19 protein-coding genes are annotated in these 20,217 nt (G+C 51.8%); 7 read left to right on the forward strand and 12 right to left on the reverse strand.

Annotated elements, in window-relative coordinates; translation table 11 throughout:
* Positions 1-70: 70 nt before the first annotated feature.
* Positions 71-1,483 (reverse strand): trigger factor, encoded by a 1,413-nt coding sequence (gene tig / locus H6G50_RS23035; protein WP_190721787.1) that lies wholly within the window; start codon positions 1,481-1,483, stop codon positions 71-73.
* Between the two features lie 357 nt (positions 1,484-1,840).
* Here tig and rsmI point away from each other — a divergent pair, with 357 nt between their 5' ends.
* The gene (gene rsmI / locus H6G50_RS23040) at positions 1,841-2,707 is read left to right on the forward strand and encodes a 16S rRNA (cytidine(1402)-2'-O)-methyltransferase (RefSeq protein ID WP_190721789.1); all 867 of its coding nucleotides are present in this window, start codon (positions 1,841-1,843) and stop codon (positions 2,705-2,707) included.
* A 5-nt stretch (positions 2,708-2,712) separates the two neighbouring features.
* On the opposite strand, the gene H6G50_RS23045 is transcribed toward rsmI, so the two are convergent.
* Positions 2,713-3,510, reverse strand: coding sequence for a Uma2 family endonuclease (locus H6G50_RS23045; protein ID WP_190721791.1), 798 nt, complete (start codon positions 3,508-3,510; stop codon positions 2,713-2,715).
* 71 nt (positions 3,511-3,581) lie between these two features.
* Here H6G50_RS23045 and lpxA point away from each other — a divergent pair, with 71 nt between their 5' ends.
* Positions 3,582-4,466 (forward strand): acyl-ACP--UDP-N-acetylglucosamine O-acyltransferase, encoded by an 885-nt coding sequence (gene lpxA / locus H6G50_RS23050; protein ID WP_190721793.1) that lies wholly within the window; start codon positions 3,582-3,584, stop codon positions 4,464-4,466.
* Between the two features lie 105 nt (positions 4,467-4,571).
* On the opposite strand, the gene H6G50_RS23055 is transcribed toward lpxA, so the two are convergent.
* Positions 4,572-4,928 (reverse strand): hypothetical protein, encoded by a 357-nt coding sequence (locus tag H6G50_RS23055; RefSeq protein ID WP_190721795.1) that lies wholly within the window; start codon positions 4,926-4,928, stop codon positions 4,572-4,574.
* Between the two features lie 89 nt (positions 4,929-5,017).
* Positions 5,018-5,836, reverse strand: a complete 819-nt coding sequence (locus H6G50_RS23060; protein ID WP_190721797.1) for a tetratricopeptide repeat protein — start codon at positions 5,834-5,836, stop codon at positions 5,018-5,020.
* Between the two features lie 728 nt (positions 5,837-6,564).
* On the opposite strand from H6G50_RS23060, the gene H6G50_RS23065 reads away from it, so the two are divergent.
* Positions 6,565-7,647, forward strand: a complete 1,083-nt coding sequence (locus tag H6G50_RS23065) for a pentapeptide repeat-containing protein (RefSeq protein ID WP_190721799.1) — start codon at positions 6,565-6,567, stop codon at positions 7,645-7,647.
* On the opposite strand, the gene H6G50_RS23070 is transcribed toward H6G50_RS23065, so the two are convergent.
* Positions 7,648-7,854, reverse strand: coding sequence for an acetyltransferase (locus H6G50_RS23070; protein WP_190721801.1), 207 nt, complete (start codon positions 7,852-7,854; stop codon positions 7,648-7,650). It lies immediately after the preceding gene.
* 70 nt (positions 7,855-7,924) lie between these two features.
* Here H6G50_RS23070 and H6G50_RS23075 point away from each other — a divergent pair, with 70 nt between their 5' ends.
* A complete protein-coding gene (locus H6G50_RS23075) occupies positions 7,925-8,509 on the forward strand; it encodes a hypothetical protein (protein WP_190721802.1) in 585 nt (194 codons plus the stop codon).
* Between the two features lie 40 nt (positions 8,510-8,549).
* Positions 8,550-9,347, forward strand: a complete 798-nt coding sequence (locus H6G50_RS23080; protein WP_190721805.1) for an ATP-binding cassette domain-containing protein — start codon at positions 8,550-8,552, stop codon at positions 9,345-9,347.
* 238 nt (positions 9,348-9,585) lie between these two features.
* Here the strand turns inward: H6G50_RS23080 and H6G50_RS23085 are convergent, their stop codons facing one another.
* The 7 genes from H6G50_RS23085 to H6G50_RS23115 all read right to left on the reverse strand — a co-directional run bounded on the left by H6G50_RS23085 (position 9,586) and on the right by H6G50_RS23115 (position 17,023).
* Positions 9,586-10,659 (reverse strand): amino acid ABC transporter substrate-binding protein, encoded by a 1,074-nt coding sequence (locus H6G50_RS23085; RefSeq protein WP_190721807.1) that lies wholly within the window; start codon positions 10,657-10,659, stop codon positions 9,586-9,588.
* Between the two features lie 143 nt (positions 10,660-10,802).
* Positions 10,803-11,012, reverse strand: coding sequence for a hypothetical protein (locus H6G50_RS23090; protein WP_190721809.1), 210 nt, complete (start codon positions 11,010-11,012; stop codon positions 10,803-10,805).
* Positions 11,013-11,250: 238 nt separating this feature from the next.
* On the reverse strand, positions 11,251-11,796 hold the full coding sequence (locus H6G50_RS23095; protein ID WP_190721811.1) for an NADPH-dependent FMN reductase: 546 nt from the start codon (positions 11,794-11,796) through the stop codon (positions 11,251-11,253).
* Positions 11,797-12,058: 262 nt separating this feature from the next.
* Positions 12,059-13,654: a CHAT domain-containing protein gene (locus tag H6G50_RS23100; RefSeq protein WP_190721813.1), complete on the reverse strand. Its 1,596-nt coding sequence runs from the start codon at positions 13,652-13,654 to the stop codon at positions 12,059-12,061.
* Between the two features lie 53 nt (positions 13,655-13,707).
* The gene (locus H6G50_RS23105; RefSeq protein ID WP_206756595.1) at positions 13,708-16,053 is read right to left on the reverse strand and encodes a protein phosphatase 2C domain-containing protein; all 2,346 of its coding nucleotides are present in this window, start codon (positions 16,051-16,053) and stop codon (positions 13,708-13,710) included.
* 331 nt (positions 16,054-16,384) lie between these two features.
* Positions 16,385-16,642: a DUF6737 family protein gene (locus H6G50_RS23110; RefSeq protein WP_190721817.1), complete on the reverse strand. Its 258-nt coding sequence runs from the start codon at positions 16,640-16,642 to the stop codon at positions 16,385-16,387.
* 27 nt (positions 16,643-16,669) lie between these two features.
* The gene (locus H6G50_RS23115; protein WP_190721819.1) at positions 16,670-17,023 is read right to left on the reverse strand and encodes an NAD(P)H-quinone oxidoreductase subunit M; all 354 of its coding nucleotides are present in this window, start codon (positions 17,021-17,023) and stop codon (positions 16,670-16,672) included.
* A gap of 176 nt (positions 17,024-17,199) precedes the next feature.
* Here H6G50_RS23115 and H6G50_RS23120 point away from each other — a divergent pair, with 176 nt between their 5' ends.
* Together H6G50_RS23120 and H6G50_RS23125 are read left to right on the forward strand one after the other, a co-directional pair.
* Positions 17,200-18,036 carry a hypothetical protein gene (locus tag H6G50_RS23120; protein WP_190721821.1) on the forward strand — a complete coding sequence of 279 codons (837 nt, stop codon included), beginning with the start codon at positions 17,200-17,202 and terminating at the stop codon, positions 18,034-18,036.
* A gap of 200 nt (positions 18,037-18,236) precedes the next feature.
* Positions 18,237-20,189, forward strand: coding sequence for an ATP-binding protein (locus H6G50_RS23125; RefSeq protein ID WP_190721828.1), 1,953 nt, complete (start codon positions 18,237-18,239; stop codon positions 20,187-20,189).
* Positions 20,190-20,217 lie beyond the last annotated feature (28 nt).

Raw genomic sequence — 20,217 nt, forward strand, 5'->3', positions numbered from 1 at the left:
CACCCATGAGCGATGCGGCTGCCCTTACGGTAGCGGTTCTCGCTGGGATGAGCGATCGCTTTAAGCTATATTATTCTTCCTCAGAACTGCTCGAGACGATCGCATCTATCGTTTGCACGGCGCTTTCTACCTCGTCTTCGATCTCAGCGTCGCTTTCTTCCTTCTCTAAACTCCCTTTCGGAACGTATTCGATCTCCGCGCGTTCCCGCAACCATGCGAGAACTTTTTCCTTGCTCAAATCTTCTTTAACAAAGCTATGCAAGCGATCGCGATCGACGTTGCGATCGTCTAATTCCTCGAGCAGTTCCTTCGACTTCGCTGCAATCTCCTCTTCCGTCGGTTCTAAGGACTCGCGCTTAGCTACCTCCATCAGCGCTAAAGAACGCTGGACGTTAAGAACGGCTTCGGGACGAGACTTTTGTCGGATTTGCGGAATGGTTTCCTTATTAAACAAGCGCCCGATATCCATGCCATACTGCTGCATTTGCATCGCCGTTTGCGTCAGCATCGTATCGAGTTCGCGCTCGATATTCGTTGCGGGCGGATCGATCTTGGCTACTTTCAGCAGTTCCTCAGTCAGCGCCTCGTCTACGCTCGTTTGGGTTTCCCGTTCTGCTTTCTCTCGATACTGCTTCTCTAAAGATTCCCGCAATTCTGCCATCGTCTCGTAATCGCTGACTTCTTCGGCGAAATCATCATCGAGTTCTGGCAGTTCCTTTTCCTTAATTTCCTTGACGCTGACGGTAAAAATCACCTCTTTCCCCGCAACATCCGCTTTGGGATAATCATCGGGAAAAGTCACTTGAATTTCCTTCGTATCGCCGACATTCATTCCGACGACACCTTCAACTAAACCGCTAATAAAGCGCCCCTCAGCAATTTCCATCTGGAAATTCTCTGCATCTACGCCTTCAAGCGGTGCGTCTCCTTCTGCTGCATCGGCTAAACGTCCTGCGTAATCGACGATCGCGACATCGCCCATTTCTACCGCGCGTCCTTCAACCGGAACGAGGGTGGCGTGCGCTTCCCGCTGGCGCTGGATTAAATCTTCTACTTCCTGCGGATCGTACTCCGTTTTTTCCGCAGTAGCCTTAAAACTCGAATAATCGCCTAACTCTACTTCAGCCGGAACATCCACCCTTGCCGAAAAGGTTAGCGGTTCGCCGGGAGTGTATTTCTCCAATAATTCATCGATCGAGGAAACGAGTTGATAATTGCCGATCGCGTCGATCGCTTCGTCCTTAATCGCTTTATCGAGACTCTCTTGGATCAGTTCTTCGAGGGCTTCCACTTTAACGCGCTGCGGCCCCAAACGCTGCAACAGAATATTGCGGGGGACTTTACCTTGGCGAAACCCGGGCAACTTCACCGACTTCGCGAGGCGCTGGACGATTTTCTCATAAACCTGCTTTGACGCTTCGGCGGGGACTTCAATTTCTAGACCGATTTGGCTAGCCGGGAGCTTCTCCTGGGTAACTTTCATATACAACCTACTAATCGAACCAACTATTAAGGATAACTTCTGAAACGCAAACTACTATCATAGGCTACCCTGCAACTTCTTTGCTATTCCCGCTCCGCTCTTCACCATCGGGAGGCTTGAAAAGAAGCTGCCTTTCTCGTCATCGTTGGCTGAAGGCGATACACCATGCCGTCAAGCGCTAGTTTTATAAATAACGCCTAATGTGAATTAGAAGCCAGAAAGATCGATCTTACTGTTCTTTCTCCGATCGCCCACCGATTGGGAGAGGGGCCGGGGGTGAGGGAAATCAAGGCTTTTGGATAATGCACATCAGACGTAAATAATCTTTATAATGCCCCGTCCTATTTAAAAAAAGCAATGAGCGAGGAAAACGCACGCGCCCCGGGCAAGTTGTATGTCGTGGGTACGCCGATCGGAAATTTGGAGGATATGACGTTTCGGGCGATTCGGATTTTACAAGAAGTCGATGCGATCGCGGCTGAAGATACGCGCCATACCGGAAAACTACTCCAGCATTTCCAAATTTCTACGCCCCAAGTCAGTTACCACGAACACAATCGCAGCACTCGTCAAGCTCAACTGTTGCAGCGCTTGCTAGCCGGTGAGAGTATCGCCCTCGTCAGCGATGCGGGAATGCCGGGAATTTCCGATCCCGGTTACGAGTTGGTGAAAGCGTGCGCCGAACATCAACTCGAAGTCGTTCCGATTCCGGGCGCAACTGCCGCGATCGCCGGTTTAGCGGCGGCGGGTTTGCCCAGCGATCGCTTTATTTTTGAAGGATTTTTACCCACTAAGGACAAAGAACGGCAAGCTCGCCTCAATTCCCTCAAAAATGAGACGCGCACCCTAGTTTTTTACGAAGCACCCCATCGCGTTCGGCAGACTTTAAAGGATTTGGCGGTGGCGTTGGGGGGCGATCGCGCGGCGGTTTTAGCGCGAGAATTAACGAAACTGCACGAGGAGTTTTGGCGCGGGACGTTGGAGGACGCGATCGCGCATTACCAAGAACGCGCGCCTAAAGGGGAATTTACCCTCATCGTCGCCGGAAAGGACGCAACCACAACGGTAGAACTTTCCGAAGCGGAATTAAAAGCGGAATTGGAACAATTGCTAGCGGCGGGAATGACGCGATCGCAAGCTAGCCGTCACCTTGCGGAAACTACGGCTCTGCCTCGCCGTCAATTGTATCAATTAGCACTTGAACTGGGAGAGGCAGAGTCATGAGTCATTTAAGGCAATTGTTCGGGATCGATGCCGCGCGATCGCAAATACTCCAATAAGCGTTCTTTTTCTTGGCGTTCTTGCTCCGCACGCTGACGCTCAGCTTCGGCACGCTGGCGTTCTTCGGAAAGAGCGCTTTCTGCTTCCTGAAGGCGTTCCACCGCCCACGGCAGCATATTCCCCGCCTCATCCCACCAGCGCAACCAATAACCCGTTCGTTCTTCCTTCGTCCCTCGCCACGCCCCGATAAATAACTTCATTTCAGGAATCCAATTTCTGCCATTTTCGTCCGGTTGTATTAACTTATACCGCCCGTTTTCTAAATGGTAAAACTCCAAGGCTCCTGCTACGGGTTCAAAAATTCCGTAGTAAGGAATTTGCAAAATCTGCTCGTAAAAAAACCATTTTCCCGGTGGAAATAATTGACGAACTGAGTATTCTTCCCCATTGAGATCGGAAAGAAATTCTAGCACTAACGTCGGGATTTCCCCTTCGAGATGGGGCGTATAACTCTTGCGATCTTCTGGCGTTTCTCGAGGCAAAACAGAAGCCACGTACACCCAATCGGGAGCTTTTGCAATGAACTGCTCGTCTACGGTAGCGCATAAGCCAAAGTTGGAAGCGACGAGCATTTCTGGTTTGATGCGATCGCTTAATTCTAAACTCTCGCGCAGCGCGCCCGCGAGCAACGGTTGACCTGTATTTTCCACGGGTTTATCGTCGAGTTTGAAGTCAGGAGGTAAGGCTTGCCAACGAATTTTACGGGCGGGTTTTTCGGGAGTGGGAGGGATAGGGGTAACGGTCATGGCTGTTTTGAGGTTGGCGGTCATGGCGTTCAAACATACTCTATCAAAATTAAGTGCGGTGGAATTGCACGATGGAGGAACAAACCTGCTACTATCATCGATTAACGAACGAGGAGAGAACATTGGCGGCGAACATTCACCCTACGGCCGTTGTCGAACCAGGGGCTAAGTTAGGCAAAGAAATTACTGTTGGGCCTTTTGCTTATATTCAAGACGATGTGGAAATTGGCGATCGCTGCGTCATCGGTCCCCACGTTTCCCTTTTGCGTTACACTCGCTTAGGCGAAAATTGCCGGGTGCATAGCGGCGCGACGTTAGGCGACCTGCCCCAAGATGTCGCTTTTAAGGATGAGGAAAGTTACGTCCGCATCGGCGATAACTGCACGATTCGCGAAGGCGTTACCATTCATCGCGGCACGAAAGCGGGTACGCTCACAGAAGTAGGTCGCGATTGCTTGCTCATGGCTTACTCGCACCTAGCACATAATGTCAAAGTTGGCAACAAGGTTATCATTTCCAATGGAGCCTTACTCGCCGGTTACGCGGAAGTCGGCGATCGCGTTTTCATCAGCGGTAACTGCCTCGTCCATCAGTTTACCCGCATCGGTCGCCTCGCCATGCTCTCCGGCGGCACGGCTATCCAGAAAGACGTACCGCCATTTTGCATCACGCGATCGATGTGCAGCAATACCGTTATGGGATTAAACGTAGTCGGTTTGCGACGCGCTGGATATACTTCTGAGGAGCGCCTTTATCTCAAACGCGCCCTCCGAGCGCTCTATCGCTCCGACATTACCGTTTCGCAAGCCGTCAATCGCATCGAAGCCGAATTCTCCTCAGCGTTAGTCGGCGAACTGTGCGAATTTGTCAAGGACTCCAAGCGCGGGATTTGCAAATTCGTTAAAGGTTCTAAAGGAGAACCGGCGCTATTCGGAAATTCCCCAGAAGAAACTTAGGAACTGCTGCCAGGAAAGAAAACAACGAGGGCAACACGAGTCAACATAATTCGTAATTGATAATTCGTAGTTCGTAATTATTACCCCATGACGGTCAATTTTTAACTAATTCTTTCTCACAAAAGAATTAACAGTTTCCCGTTCGAGCCAGCCCCACATTACCGCAATTTCACCAAAACGTAGATTGGGATGTTGGCGCTGGTAAGCCAAGATTTGACCGACCTGCTCTATTTTAATCAGACCGGCAGCTTGTAAGCGCTCGCCCAATCGTAAAAATCTTCTGCGTTGAAAAGGGTGCTTCAAGCCAACCGAGCTATTTTGTTGCACGGCTTTCGCTAGAAGATCCCAAAATGTTAAATCGTCTGGTTCTCTTGAGTCCGAAGACTGAGCAAAAGCACTACTGATTTTTTGATACTGTCCTGCCTCTATCAGTACGGTACATTGGCTATAGTTATTCAACAACTCGTTTGACTCCTCGCGTAGTTATTTAATCATTCCTGCGCCATTTCGCGAAATTTGACTCCAGCGATTGGAGATTAAACCGATAAAAATTAATAGCAAAAGTGCTTCACAAAAAAGTCAATGGTTTCTGAATTCAACCAGCCTTGACGAACGGCAACTTCTCCAAAACGCAACCCTCGTTTTTCTTGCTGATATTCGAGAATTGTTCCAATCTGAAAATCGTTGAGAAGAGCGGCAGATTTCAGGTAATAGCCCAAGCGTTGAGAGCGTTTTGTTTTTGCAGATTGCGGCAAATTTTTAACCAAAAAATCGAAAGTTTCAGGTTTCAGCCAGCCCCACATGACTGCAATATCCCCAAAGCGCAAATCTGGATGTTTGCGTTGGTAGGTTAAGATGCTCTCAACTCGCTCCGCCGTCATCAGTCCTGCTGCTTGCAAGCGTTCGCCAATCAATCCGGGAATTGCTCGGTGCTTGGATTGGCTCGATTTGAGTTTCATGTGCTTAAAGCTCTTCGCCAGTTCTTGGGAAAGTTTCTGCAAACGAGAGATTTTCTCTGCGCTTTCAAGTTCAAAAGTGCGAGAAAAACTGGCATTAGCTTCTTGATGCTGTCCTAATTCTCGCAACACGACAGCGCGAAATAGGGTAATGGTTTGTCGGTCGTATTCGCTCTCTTGACTAACGTTAGGAGGGCAGCATTTTAAGGCTTTGTCTAAGGATTTCAGTGCTTCGGTATAGTTATTGAGATGAGTTAAAGGGGCTGCGTGCAAAACCCAAAGATTGTGGTTGTCGGTTTCTACTTGTAAAACTTGCTCGAATCTAGCGCGCGCTGCTTCATAGTCCCCCAAGTCAAGCATTGCTTTGCCTTGCTCGATCCAATCGGTCGTATTTTCGGAAATGGTGTTATTCATTAGGGTTACGGTTGCTGTAAGAGTTATTTGAAAATCAGACTTAGACCCAGAAAAGCTCGGTTCGACGAAAAGTTTTAGGCCATATCAAAGCCGAAAGTCAGACTCAAAGCATCTGGTTTTTCAAAAGACTGCAATTTTGGCGATTGACCTGGGAAGACTCGGAGGTATCGCCCTGCATCTTTAGAGATATCGAGGATAGAGTATTGGGATTTAGGACAAAACGCGGAATAAAAAAGACCGATCGCTTTATATATCAATCCTCTGGGTTTGATACAAGGTCACGTCGGAGACGCAAAATCAGCCTGGAACAATGATTGTTTGTCCTTCCGGTCGGGAAAGGTTCTCAGCGTTACGGCGGTTTCAGGATAGAAACGGTAGGAATGAGGGCTTGGGTTAAGCGGAGTTCCCCAGATACGCAACTTCTTTAAACTTCCGGAGCGCTTGAAGAGCTAAAGCACATTTATTGATTTAAGTAAATGCACTTGAGACTGACTTCAGAACTAGCGCAATATTACTGAGAACTTGTGAAAGACTTGTGAAAAGATTTGACAGGGGTTAAAACTTCAATGAATCTTGATACTTTCTTTAATGCAACTTTATACTTAAGTTTATACTCTCGCCAGAGTTATTTATGAAGGGGTCTAACTTGCGGCAAACGCGCTCTTGAGGATAGCCTCGAGAGGCTAAAGTACGATATGTTTTTATGCACCGTCGTTTGAAGCTCGACCATGCAAGTCGCAATAAAAAATCGCTATCCCGATTGTCTTGAAATCGCCTTGAGAGGTATTCCTTCGGGTTCTACCGCAATATTACTGTCCCTAACGGCTGCATGGGGCGAGCAGTGGGAACCTCTGTTAGGCGGACGAGTTAAATTTGGGCTGAAAGGGGGGCAACTCCAAGTTAGCTGCGAGGATGGAGCAAGTTTGTCAGAGCGGGTAAGCGATGTTTCTGAGTCCGAGAGGGCTTCGGAACTGCCGTCGCTGCGCGTTCTTGCTGAAACTCCCGCCCAAAACGAGCGTTTGTGGAGGTTTGTGGAACGGAAGGGACAGATTTTAAAAGGGGTTGCGAAGTTGGAGGCGATCGCGTTAACGTCTTCGGAGCAGCTTGAGGGATTGAAGGTTCTGTTCTCGGTGGAGCCTGCCGATATTGCGATCGCTCAAACCGCAGAGTTGTGGAAACACGATATTACCCCGAATCAGCACGCCGTTCTCGAGCGCGCGATCGCTAAGTTTTTGCAGCACTATCGCCTTTCGCCCTACCTCAGCCTCTCCCCCCCCGCCGAACAATCCCAGAGCGCCCCAACCGATGAGACGAAAGCCTTAGAAGCTTTGCAGCAAACGATTGTTGAATTCAGTGCCGGAAAGACGGATAATTTCCTCGAACTGGCTGCGATCGCCAATCTCGCTCCGGCTCGCGATTTGAGCGGCGGTGACTTAATGGCAACAGATCTAAACGGTTTAGACTTTAGCGGCACAATCCTCGATCGCGTAAACTTACGAGGGGCAAATCTCAACGATACCGACTTCAGCGAAGCGAGTTTAAAGGCAGCAAGATTAATGGGCGCAGATCTCAGCGGCGCATACTTAGGCAATGCCAATCTAAGGGAAGCCAATTTGCACCGCGCTAGTCTCGCTCTTGCCAACTTAGGCGGTGCAGATGCCAGCGGTGCAAATTTTCAGGAAGTTAACCTCAGCAATACTAACCTAGCGGGCGTTAAAGTCGATAAGGCGATCTTCGGACAAAATCCGGGATTAACCGAAGATACTAAAAAAAGTCTGCTGGCACGCGGCGCTATTTTCAGAGAAGACTAATTAATCGCGGTAATCCGTGTCTACCCAGCATTGAGGTAAAGATTCACCTGAAGGAAAGATGAGATCGGATTTCTCGTATTTTTCCGGCTCTTGGAGTTCTTCACCGGCGTGCATTTGACCTTCAATCCGAGATTGATTGGGATCGCACAATTCATCGGTTGCCCAAACTTCGATTAAATTGCCGGTCGATTTTTGTTTGACAAACATTGCTTTCCTCTAAGATTTGAATGAGACTGATCTTTGTTTATATCTCTGTTTATATCGCGCTCTAGATCGCATGAATTCTTCAAAAAGGCAGATAAATCTTCCAGACGATTTTCAAGAAATTTTTTATATCTCCCCGCTTATCCGTCTGACGTTACTTGCTTTTTATGCCGCGCTGACACTGCCGCTACCTTTTTTAGCTAAAGTGACGGCAGCGCCGATTCCACTGACGGTTATTGCGATCGCAATTCTTCTCGGCGCGATCGCACTTTTCGCGGCGCTAAGCGAACGCACGATCCTCAACTCCGAAACCATTCGCGTTGCTTATCCGGCTTGGACAATGCCCTGGTTTCGCAAGGGTTGGACGTTACGCTGGAGAGAGATTGAGGATTTGAAGTTGCGGACGACCGGACAAGGCGGTTTAGTGTATTATTTTGTTACGAGCGCGCGCGATCGCGCCTACCTACTCCCCGCTCGCATTGCCGGTTTTGCCCGAATGCTCTCAATTGTGGAAGCGAAAACGGGCATCGAAACGCGCGATATTCGCTCCCTCTCGCAACCGTGGATGTATTTTATTTTGCTCGGGGTGACGGCGATGCTGTTGCTTGTCGATGTTTGGACGATTGCAACCGCCTTCTCTTTAGGGAAAATTGTTTAAAACGGGGTAAAGTTTAGTTGACAAAAAATGCCATACGTGCATGAATCCAGAACCGAATCCCAGTGTTGCGATCGCAGCAATACCGATTTTACGCCTCGAACGAGTCAGTCTCGCCGCTCCGATTGGTGCAGCGTTAATTTTACGAGAACTGAGTTTTGCGATCGCGCCTCACGAACGCATTGCCCTCATCGGTGCGTCCGGTGCGGGAAAAACCTCGCTCCTGCGCCTACTCAACCGCCTCAGCGAACCCACACAGGGCGCAATCTTCCTGGAGGGGCAACCCCTAGCTCGTCTGAATCCGATTCAATTGCGGCGGGAAGTCGTTTTGGTAGCGCAGGAACCCAAATTGCTGGGAATGACGGTCGCCGAAGCGCTGGCTTATCCCTTAAAGTTGCAGCAACTTCCAGCCGGGGAAATTCGAGAACGGGTGAGGCGTTGGTGCGATCGCTTGCATTTACCCGCCCAGTGGGGAGAACGCCGCGATTTGCAACTTTCCGCCGGACAGCGACAACTCTGCGCGATCGCGCGAGGGCTGATTATGCAACCGAAAGTGCTGTTTCTCGACGAACCCACCTCGGCTTTAGATTTCGGCACAGCCCAGCATTTACTGCAAGTGTTGGGCGAAGCGAGCGATAATCGGGAAATGACGGTTGTGATGGCGAATCATCACCTCGAACAGAGCCAACAATGGTGCAGTCGCGTCCTCTACCTCGAAGACGGACAGTTACGCAAAGATGCGCCATGCGATCGTCTCGATTGGGAAGAACTGCGCGACACCCTGCGCCAATTGGAAGCTCGCAACCGCAGCGAATGGGACGACGAAGACGAATCCGAGTAGCCATCTTGCCCAATTCAAATTTTGGAGCGAATGGACAAGATTGGCGATCGACGTGCGTTTTTTGGGGCCGTAGCAGGCTCGATTGCGATCGAAGAAGAGTATTCTTGTCTCCAATCGAGCCTTTTCGCTCTCTTATATAAAATCCGCAAAATCGCCCATTATTAAGAACATCACCCCGTCACCTCGTCCCCCCGTCCCCCCGTCCCCCTTAACTTAGGTGATTCAACCGGATTTTATATTACCGGAATGGGGGCGAATACATCAAACCGCCCTTCGTCCACAATTCGTTTTGACCTCTGGGCATTTTAAACTTCGATTGTTGACCCATATTGCGATCGTAAATTTCCCCATAATTGCCCACAGATTTGATGACTTTAACCATGAAATCGTTGGGCAAACCTAATCCTTTCCCTAAATCTCCTGAAGTGCCGAGAAATCGCTTAACCGTCTCGTCGTTACTACTTGCCATTTGCTCGACATTGGCCTGAGTAATCCCCAATTCTTCCGCTTCAATTAAGCCATACGTGACCCATTTCACGACATCGAACCAAGCCGAATCGTTATTAATTGTCACCGGACCGAGCGGTTCTTTAGACATAGTGACATCGAGTAAAATATGATCGTCGGGCTTCTTAAGCGTACTGCGGCGCGCCACGAGTTGCGATCGATCCGATGTCATCCCCTGGCAGCGCCCGGAATCGTAGGCTGCATAAGCGGGATCGGCTTGTTGGAAGGTGACGGGTTCCACGGTGACACCCGCTTTCTTCATATTATCGGTCAGGTTTAACTCGGTGGTGGTTCCCGCTTCCACGCATACGGTTTTACCCTGAAAATCTTTTAAACTCTTAATGCCGCTATCTTTACGCACCATCATTCCTTGCCCGTCGTAGAAGGTCGTCGGGGCGAATTCCAAACCGACAGAAGTATCGCGGCTTAGCGTCCAGGTGGTATTGCGCGAGAGCATATCGACTTCACCTCCCGATAAGGCGGTAAAGCGTTCGGTCGAGTCGAGGTTGCGATATTCAACTTTGCTCGCATCTCCGAAGATAGCAGCGGCGACTGCCTTACAAACGTCTACATCCAAGCCGGAGTATTCGCCTTTCTCATTAGCAAAACTGAAGCCCGGAATCCCTCCATCAACGCCGCAGACTAGCTCGCCTCTGCTTTTAACGATATCCAAACGACTTTTGCCGCCACCGGCTGCTGGTTTTCCTCCCGTTCCTCCTTGAGATTGGGTGGTATCGGTAGCACAGGAGGTTAGGGAAGCGACGAGCAGCAGAACCGCTATCGGGAAGGAACTCCATTTCAGCATTCGTTTCACGCGCCTTTGTTTGAACGAGATTTGACAGTAGCATTTTATAGCACTCTTATCATCCTGAAGTGCTTTTGCGGAGCAGGGGGTGCAATGGGCTACAAAATTACGTCATCGGGCGTAAAGTCCTAATGTTTCGATGCTCAGCGCTGTTCGGCAAGATCGCGAATTAAAGAGGTTTTGGAGCGAATGTAGTCTCCGAGCCACTCGCTTTCCATGCTTTCAAGCGCTTGCTGCTCGCTTAATCGGTCTAATAACCAGGTGACTAAGCTCGCGTCGTCTTGTCCTAGGAGAAAGGCGGCTTGAGTATTTTCCACTAAAGACCACAATTGACGCAGGGTTACTGAAGTCATAAGGTTTGTAGCTGGGGGTAGGCGACAAGAGCGAGAATTTAAAATCCTCTTAGTAGCTTCCCGATCGAAGCTATCCTTAATTATTGCTTAAGAATACCGCAGTCGATAGGTATGCGAGCGCATGGTTTTAAATCTTGACCGAATCTTAGCCATATACTTCCCAGATGACACAAAATGCAACATTTGAAGTGCAGACAGTTTGCAATCTTGATGAGTATTTGTTCCTAGGATTTTTGCGTTAATAAATACCCCGCAGTTTGCGTGTATTTTCCACCAAGCTTTCTGCAAAGCGATCGAAGCGTTCGGAGAGTTTTTCATCGATTAATTTGCCTTCAGAATTAAATGCTTGCCACGCTTGCCCGATCGCGATTTGTTCTGGAATTACCCATGCGTGAACCCAGCGCAAAATGACTCGCAAATCATTTAAAGCATTATTGTTGGACTGTCCGCCTAGGACACTGATTCCTCCAGCGACTTTCCCGGAAAGATGCTCGAAACTCATTAAGTCGAGCGCATTTTTCAGTACGCCGCTGATACTGCCGTGATATTCCGGCGTAACGAGAACGATACCGTCAGCTTCGTTAAAACTTTGGCGCAACCGCTCGACATCGGGGTAGTCTGGGTAGTCCCCGCCGCCGCTACAAAACGGCAAATTTAGCGTTTGAATGTCGAGAATGTCCATCTCTGCACCTAGGGCTTTCAACCGTACTGCTGCTTCTTGCAAGGCAAGATTGCTATAAGCCTGGGGTCGCAAGCTTCCACTCAGTCCTACAATTTTAACCATACTTTATTCCTTATTCGTAGTCGTTATGAGTTCGTATAAAACCATAGTAGCGAACCTCACTCCCAACTGTCAAATTGCGGGCAGATATAAATAATTGACAATGGATAATGGATGAATGGCACTGACTTAAGGCTGGTGGGCGCTGCCCACCCTACGAAATTATCTGTAGAGACGTTGTATACAACGTCTCTACAGGCGATTTTTTAACTCTTATTTCAGTGCCATTCGATAATGGATAATTGACAACGACCGAGCTTGAGACTCAATTCGGCATTTCGATCGCGAATTCCAAGGCTTGTCCTTGCAAGCTCCCAAACTTAAGCTGCACTCCCGAGTACAAAGCAATCTCTTGGTGATGAACCCTCTGCCAGCCACCCGTACCGGATACGAGCGTGCCGTAGCGCGAAAAATCGCGCAGAAAATACTGCTTGGCGCTGTCCGGCTGAAAGCCAGTTTCGCGACAGATAATTTCCGCGTGATGCTGGCTAACCCACTGTTCCGGAATCACCAGATCGTTTTCCTGTCGCCGCCCGACGCGCATTAACCCGCCGCGCAGGGGCCAGACTCTCGAGCGTTCTTCCACCGATCGCAACAAAGCAACCGGCTGAGTTCCTTTCAAACTGTCCGGTTGCAGGGTTGGCAGTTCGGTAATGCCGCGATCGAGCGGTTCGAGGAGTTCGCCCTCAAACTCCGGGTGCATATAAAGGATCGGCAGCGTCCAGGCGGGTTGATTGAACTTATACAGCGTTAAGAGGTGCTGCCGAGCGACAGCAACCGCCAAATCCACCGGCATTCGCTGAGCGAGGGCTTCAGTCAAGGTTTCGATAAAGCTCAACGCTTCGCGATCGGCAATTTCGTCGCGCATAGCGAGGACAGCGGGAACGCCGTGGTGAATTAAAACTTCAGCCAAACTGCTGCGGGCGATGGCGCGACTGCCAGCGAGATCGGGCTGCGCGCCCCAGCAGGCATTAAAAACGGCGAGGGTAACGCGGGTGCGAACTAAAACTTGCGCTAATTCGGTGCCGTTAATCGTTTCGCTCGCGCCTAAAAAGAGCAAACCGCCATCGGGAGCGGGAACGCCATGACCGGCATAGAAAAAAACATTATAATCCCCCACCTCGAGGGCGGCGATCAGTTCGGCGGGAGTGGGTTTTAAGAGGCGATCGACTTGCGGCGGGGGCGAGAGGCGGCGTTCGGACTGAAGCCCCAAAGCGGAGGGATGGGCGAGGATGCGGGTTAGAGTTTCGGCTTCGTCCTGGAGTTTGAGTTCGAGCATCGGTTCGCCCGCGATCGCGTCATTGTGACCCAGCACGAGCAAAATCTTCAACTGCTCTCGCGCGGCCCCCGGAGTCAGGGGATCGACATCCGTCGTCGTGCGGCTGAAAAGCAATTGTTGATTGAGAGAGACCGATTGTTTCCCCACTTCAGGTTGCATGATTTCCCAGGGTAAGGGAATCAAATTGGGGTCTCGAATATCGAGGCGCAAGCGGAGGGGTTGATTTTGTCCGAGCGCTAGCCCCCGACTTTGAGCGAAACTCACTTGAATCGAACCGTTAAAAAGCCACTGCCAGAGGGCGATCCCCAAATCCTGCATTAAGCGGCTGCTGTAACCTTGAACCTCTAAAGCGGGCATCTCCAGATTCGGTTTTCCCACTTCAGGAATGGGGAGATGAAGTTCGGATTGAAGCGAAAACATTTGTTGCCATGCCAACCATTTTTGGGTCAAGTCGTCAGACCAAGTGCAGTCTTCATGGAGATAAGCACTGGTTAGAGGCGCTTGGATGACCCAAATCGCGAAGTTTTCCGAACCGACTTTGGTTAAGCGCGAGAGCGCGATACTGAGACCGGGAGTAGACATTCCAGGATTGTAGTCCTTTGGGAGGACAAATTAGAAGGCCCCGCGAATGGCAATTATCGGTTGCTGGGGGACGGGGGCGAGGTGGGAGAAGGGATGGGGGAGGGTTGAGAGCTTCTGCTACTGGGGGACGCGGGTGGGGTAGGAGAGAGGATGGAGGAGGATTGAGAGCTTCCGCGCGGTTCTTGGGGGCGAGAGGGAGCGCAGTTTTTAGCGACGGTTCGGTCGAGTCGTTTGGCTGCGGCGATCGCGCCATCGAGCGGACGAACCCACCCTTCTGTTCCGGCGAGGACAGAAGGCTTTGCCGGAGCGCTCTTACAAACTCGTACTTTCAACCAAGCCTGTCGCTCGGCATCCAGCACTTTGCCCGTCACTAGCAATTGACTGCCGGGGGCAAGGGTTTGTGGGACGGCGGGGGTGGGCTGGGGGTAAAGCCGGACTGCTTGGGGGATCTCGAGCAGCGCGCCGAAGTCGGGGGTGCTGACTGAAGGCGCGACTGAAGGCGCGGGCGAAGGGAAAGTATCGAGGGCGGTGGGGGTGGGTTCGGGCGTGCCTCCTAATAAGTCGTTGGCGCGCGATCGCACTTCGGGAAACAACCAATACGATAAGCCCGCCAGTCCCAGAGTGCCTAGGAGCAAGACCGCTAGGGCGAGGGCAAGGCGCGGCAGTACGGAGGAACGCGGACTGGGAGCGGGCAGAACGCGCTCGGTGTTTCCGGCTCCGATGACTTCGGTGGGGAGTTGAGTCGTATCGTTGTCGAGGGCTTTAGCGTCTTCGGCGGGGGGTAGGGCAATGGGGCGATCGTTTTCGGTGGGGCTGGGGGCTAGAACCTGACAGGCGAACAGAGCAATGGTGATATTGTCGTGACCGTTTTGACGGGTGGCGATTTCCATGAGGTTTTCGACCGCACGCTCGATGGGCTGTTTGTTGTTGAGGACGGGGAGAATTTCGCTTTCCCAGTATTGTTCGACGCGATCGAAATCGCTCAAGCCATCGGAGCAGAGGAGAAAGATGCAGTCTTCATCTAAGGTGAAGCGGTTAATCGTCGGGCGCAAGCGAGAGGAGGAGTTCATGCCCAAGGCTTGCAGGAGCGCTCCGGCGTTGGGGTGTTGAATGGCGTTGCGGTAGAAGGTATAGCCCAAACGGACTTCCCAAGAGGCCCAGTCGTCATCGAGGGTTGTTTGAGTGCAGCCAAAGCGATCGATTCGGTAGATTCGAGAGTCGCCGACGTGAGCGAGATACATCTGCCGAGCGCGCGCCAGAGCGAGGACGAGGGTGGTTCCCATGCGCTGGCGCTCTTGCCGCTGTTCGAGGTCGTTGCGATTGCTAATCGCATCGTTGGCTTCGCAAACGGCTTCTTCGATGGTTTCGACGAGGGCGGACGTACTGACGGCTTTAGTACCGTTTTGGAGGAGGGCTAAGCGGTCCCGAACGAGATCGATGGCGATGCGCGAGGCGATTTCTCCGCCTTCGTGACCGCCGATGCCATCGCAGACCAATGCGAGGGGATAGTCTCGGTCTTGAACGTCTATGCGGCTTTGGGGGAGCGGGTAGCAGGCATCTTCATTGTGGTCTCGACTGGGGCCGGTATCGGTCAGGGCGTAGATTTGATACTGTCGTCGATCCTCGTTTCCGCATTCGTCTAAGGCGCGATCGAGCCGCGCGATTAAAACGTCGATGCGATCGAGTTGCCCGGAGCGGAGTTGCTCGATGAGTTTGGAGAGAAAGGGTTGAATTTTGGGCGCGCTAGTCGGGAGCCATTGAGACCATAATTCGCCCAGTTGTTGGAGGGTGGGTTTCTCGGCGCGATCGGGCCATAATTCTTGCAGCCGGAACGTTGCGCCGTTGACTCGCAAGAGTTCTGGAGCGAGCAGACTGGAGGCGACATTTTGGTTGAGCAAGGGCTGCCAGAGTTGAGCCATTTGCCACAGCCAGTGGAGTTGGCGCAGGGGGGAGGCTTGGGGCCAAGCGCTGGTGAGTTGGGGAAAATATTCGCCGCGATCGAATTTTTCGCGAACCGCTGCCGAGATGCTACCGCTTTCGAGCAACCAAATTCCGGGCGTGCCATCTTCTTTGCCTCGCTCGAGTTGACCGTAAACTTGAGGGACTTGGGGTCGGTAGGGAAAGAGCTTGAGGTAGTTGAAAATGGACGGTGGAATGTCTTCGAGCAGGAGGGGAGGGACGGCGGGTTGGGTATCCAGGACTAACTGCGAACCGAGGGCGAGATAGCGATCGCCCCCGACCCATTCTCCGGGCTGATAATGCTCCAGACTTCGCCCGACTGCCCATAAGTAACGTTTGAGGAGCGGGGTGCGACATTGATGGCAAAACTTACCATCGAGTGGATTGGCGGCTTGACAGCCCGGATTGGAGCAATAAAGTTCGATCGCGGTATCTTGCATAATCTCTTGGCTCTGCGCTCGCACCAGCGCTTGGGGGCGGCTTCTGAGGCTTCGGTCGAGGGGGCTAGGTTGGATGCTTTGAACCTCAACGATGGGAAGCTCTGAAGCCTAAATCATAACTCATGCTGACCGACTCCGACGCTGACTCGATCGCTACAGTGCGACGGAACCTACAGGCTTTTGAGGAGACTTTAAAGGTCTGTTCCCGGACTTCTCACTCACTCCTGAAGACTGCATAGGAGTTTGAGCGAGTTTTAGGAACGGGATGTCCCACGGCTCTGTGCACCGCAGAACGCCAAGAAGGGCGGAATTGGGTACGGCGATCGCGGGTTTAGTCTGGTTCTGCGGGCGGTTCTGCGAACGCTCCCGCCGCCAGACTGCGGGCGACTGCCTTCGGCCAGAGCAGAAGGAAGTAGCCCCACCAGAGCGCGATCGCAACCGCAACCGGCAATGCAACCCAAACCCGCTGCGTCAGGAACCAACTCGCCGCGATCGCTACCGAACCCGTTAGTAAAATCGACCAGGGTTGACACCACCACGGTTTATAGTTCCAGACGTTGAAAGCGGGGACAGGAGGTTCGGTACTCATATGCTGTGGAATTTCCCGATCGCGAACTTAATATTTGCCCTTGGCTTCTGGGTCGTCTACATGAGGCAGACCCATACTATAGTTCAGCACGCGGGCTTGCAGATTGTAGGTAATCTGACCCTCTTGCAGCAGGGCGCGCATTAGGTGTTCTAACTCCGAGCCAATCCGACGCAGATTGTATTCGGTCAGTTCTTCGCCGTCGTAGCTTTTGACCAACTCATCGAAGGTTTGGTAAACCTTACGAAGAGCGGTTTCGTTCCAGTTAAATTCATTGTCGGGATCGATATCGATGGTGAGAACGTTGTCGCTCTCAACCCATTCGTTATCTTTGACTTCCGCAGCATACAGGCGAATATGACGAGTCGTAGACTTTAATAACATACGAGATCGCGGCTTTGAGGGATAAGGGGTTCGATATCTTGACTTATTTTGCCACTGTTGCGAGCCGATGACTAGCACTCGAAGCCCATTGAGATCGAAGGCGCGCGCGATCGCGGCTGCGAGCAATACAGTACAATCTGCTACAGTATTGCTGCTCGAAGGGACAGGATCGGAGAATGGACGAAATAATCAGACAAGCTCGTCAAGGAAGTATGGCCGCGCTGATTCAATTGATGAACGAGCGTCTTGCCGACTCCGGAATCCGCACTCGAGCGACGTTTGATGATGGTCTTGGAGTCCTCCAAATTCTCTGCGAAGCTGAAACTCCCGAACAACTGGAGCAAGCGTACTTGGTCCCGCGTCTCACATCGATTTTACAGGAGTTATCGCCTCGCAATTTTCGCCGCATTCGCATCAACGCTCGCATTACCCGGGAGCAGCAATTACTCTGGCTCGATGAAATCAAGCGCGAGCCAGAAAATCAACTCCTCTGGTCGGAAGATATTCAACTCACGCCGCCTAATTTATGGCAACAAATGCTTCGCCGCTTCCAAGATCGACAATCGGCAGTCAATACCAAGCAAAAAGTCGATAAATCGCTGCTCGAAAAGCGATCGCGGCTCAATCCTTATTGGAAAGGAGTCGGCGGCGGCGTACTGCTTTGTTTGCTTGTTTTAGGCGGGTTTTGGAGTTGGTGGCGCTGGCGTTCGGCGATCGAACCTTCCGCGCGCGCGCCCCTGAAGGCTAATTCAATTCCAGAGGCTTCCCGAGTGGTGCAAAATACCGAACCCTTCGCCGAAGCGGTTCGACTGGCAGAGGCGAGCGCGGCGAACGGGCAAACTGCAAAAACGGCAGCAGAGTGGCTGGATTTAGCGGCGAAATGGCAGCGCGCTTCTGACTTGATGCAGTCCGTTGCTAAAAGCGACCCGCGCTATTCCACCGCGCGATCGCGCGCCCAGCTTTACCGTAAAAATAGCGAAATGGCACAACAGCAAGCTCGACGATTGCAATAGATGGAAATCTAGCAAACATCGCAGCAATTTTGAAAGACTTTCGGATTTCCACTCTGGTCTGCTGGCTCGAAATTAGGTATCCTACCCTCGAACCTATTCTCTTCTTTGAGCGATACTGTATAGAACGCCCTCGAGTTACCAATAGTCGGGTAACATTTGCTAGACCAGCAGAAACCTTCGGCGAGTCAAGATCTTACGACATGGAAGAATTCAACACTCTCGGACAGCAGATTCTGCAAATCGCCCAGAGTAATTTAGAACCCCCCGCGCTGCTATCGAGAATTGTCGCTCGGATTGGAGAGGTCTTCGGAGTCGATCGCTGTTGGGTCGTCGCAGCCCCGGAGCGTGGGATTAAGACGCTCTCTGGCTTTTGGCCGGTCGAACCCTCGATTCTCTTAACGCCGGAGTTTAAGACCCAATGGTCTGCCGTTGCCGATTGCGCCGGACTCGAACCGCTGGCGGTGGAAGACTTGGCATCAGAGGCTGGAAAAACAGCGCTGGGCGAATTGGTCGGGCTGCTTTCGGTTCGGGCTTGGTTGAGTTACCCGCTGGGCGAGAAGCGATCGCCACGCGGTTGGATTGCCCTACTCTGTAATGACGTGCGTTCGTGGAGTGCCGCCGAACGGGAGGAACTCGAGCGGTTGTCCGTTGCGGTGTCTCTGATTTGCGATCGCGCCGATTTTCAGCAGCAAGTCTCGACCTACAAGCGCTATCAAACCCCCATCGGTCGGCTCAGTCAAGTCCTGTATACGGCTTCGGAAGTCGAACCCGACCTCGAAAGCGCCCTCGCTGAAACCGCCCTCGCGTTGCAAGTCGATCGCGGTTTGTTGATGACCCTCAAATATGCCGATCCGCTGCAAAAAAATCGCCGTCGTACTAAAGTCCCGAAAGCCAAAGTTACCGAGATCGCCAGTTGGTCGCGCCAAGCCGAACCGGCTGAAGTGACTTCCGTCGATACTACCTTTGCCCTCGCCGACTGTTTCCTCTATGCCCGCGCTTGGCAAAATGCCCCGGAACCGATGGTTATCGACGATCTCGATCTCTATCCCGACCCGGAAGCGCTCGCCCTGCCGCCTTTACTGGCGCGCGATCGCATGAAAGCTTGGCTGCTTGTCCCCTTGGTCGGACGCAGCGGTAACGACGCAGCAGCGACGCTAGCGGTAGGATTTCTCCTCTTTCAGGCGCGCTATCCCCGCGTCTGGCAGCCGGAAGAGGTCGATTTAGCGCGGTGGGTGGGGGAACAACTCAGCACCGCTATGCTCCAAAATCAAGCCCAGCGACAAGTTCAGGCTCTCGTAGAAGAGCGCACCGCCCAACTGCGCTGGAGTTTGGAGTTGCAAGCGAAGTTATCGGAGAAAATGCGCCTCCAAATCGACGAACTCAAGCGGGTGAATCAGATTAAGGACGAGTTTCTCGCGACCGTACAGGACGAACTCAAGCATCCTTTGGCGAAGATGAAGATGGCAATTGAAATGCTTAAGATTGCCCCCGATACGCAGCGCCGACAGATTTATTTGGAGATTCTCGAGTCGGAGTGCGCTAAAGAGACCAAGTTAATCGTCGATATTTTGACGTTGCAGCAGTTGCGATCTCACCAGTTTAGCAGCGATCGCCAACAACTCGACCTGCGCGAAATTATTGAAGCAGTCGCCCATGCCTTCGAGCAACGTTGGGCAGATAAAGGTTTAATCTTAGAAATCGACGACGGACTCGCCGCCAGCGCTGATAATCCCTCTAAAGTCGCGCCCACACTCTTCGCTGATGCCAACAGTATCAATCGCATCTTGCTCGAACTGTTGAGCAATGCAGGGCGTTTTTCCCTTCCCCAAACACGCGTTATCCTTGCCGTCCGTTCTCAGCTAAGCGAATCCGGCCGTCAAATTCTCCTCACCGTCACTAATACCGGCGTTGGGATTCTTCCCCACGAACAAGAAATAATTTTTGACCCCTTTACCCAAATTAGGCGAGAAGGAAGCGAACAAGGAACCGGCTTGGGACTGGCTTTAGTTCGAGAGTTAGTTAAGCATCTCAACGGCGCGATCTCGGTTTCTAGCACTCTTGTTGATGCTAAAACTTCGGCTTATCTCACTTCCTTTACCCTCACCCTCCCCCAGTCCCAACCCGCTGCCCCGTTTTGGGACGCACAAGGTTAGCACCCTCAACAGCGCGCCCCGATTCGTC

It is taken from the genome of Oscillatoria sp. FACHB-1406 (genome assembly GCF_014698145.1).
Taxonomy (GTDB): domain Bacteria; phylum Cyanobacteriota; class Cyanobacteriia; order Cyanobacteriales; family Spirulinaceae; genus FACHB-1406.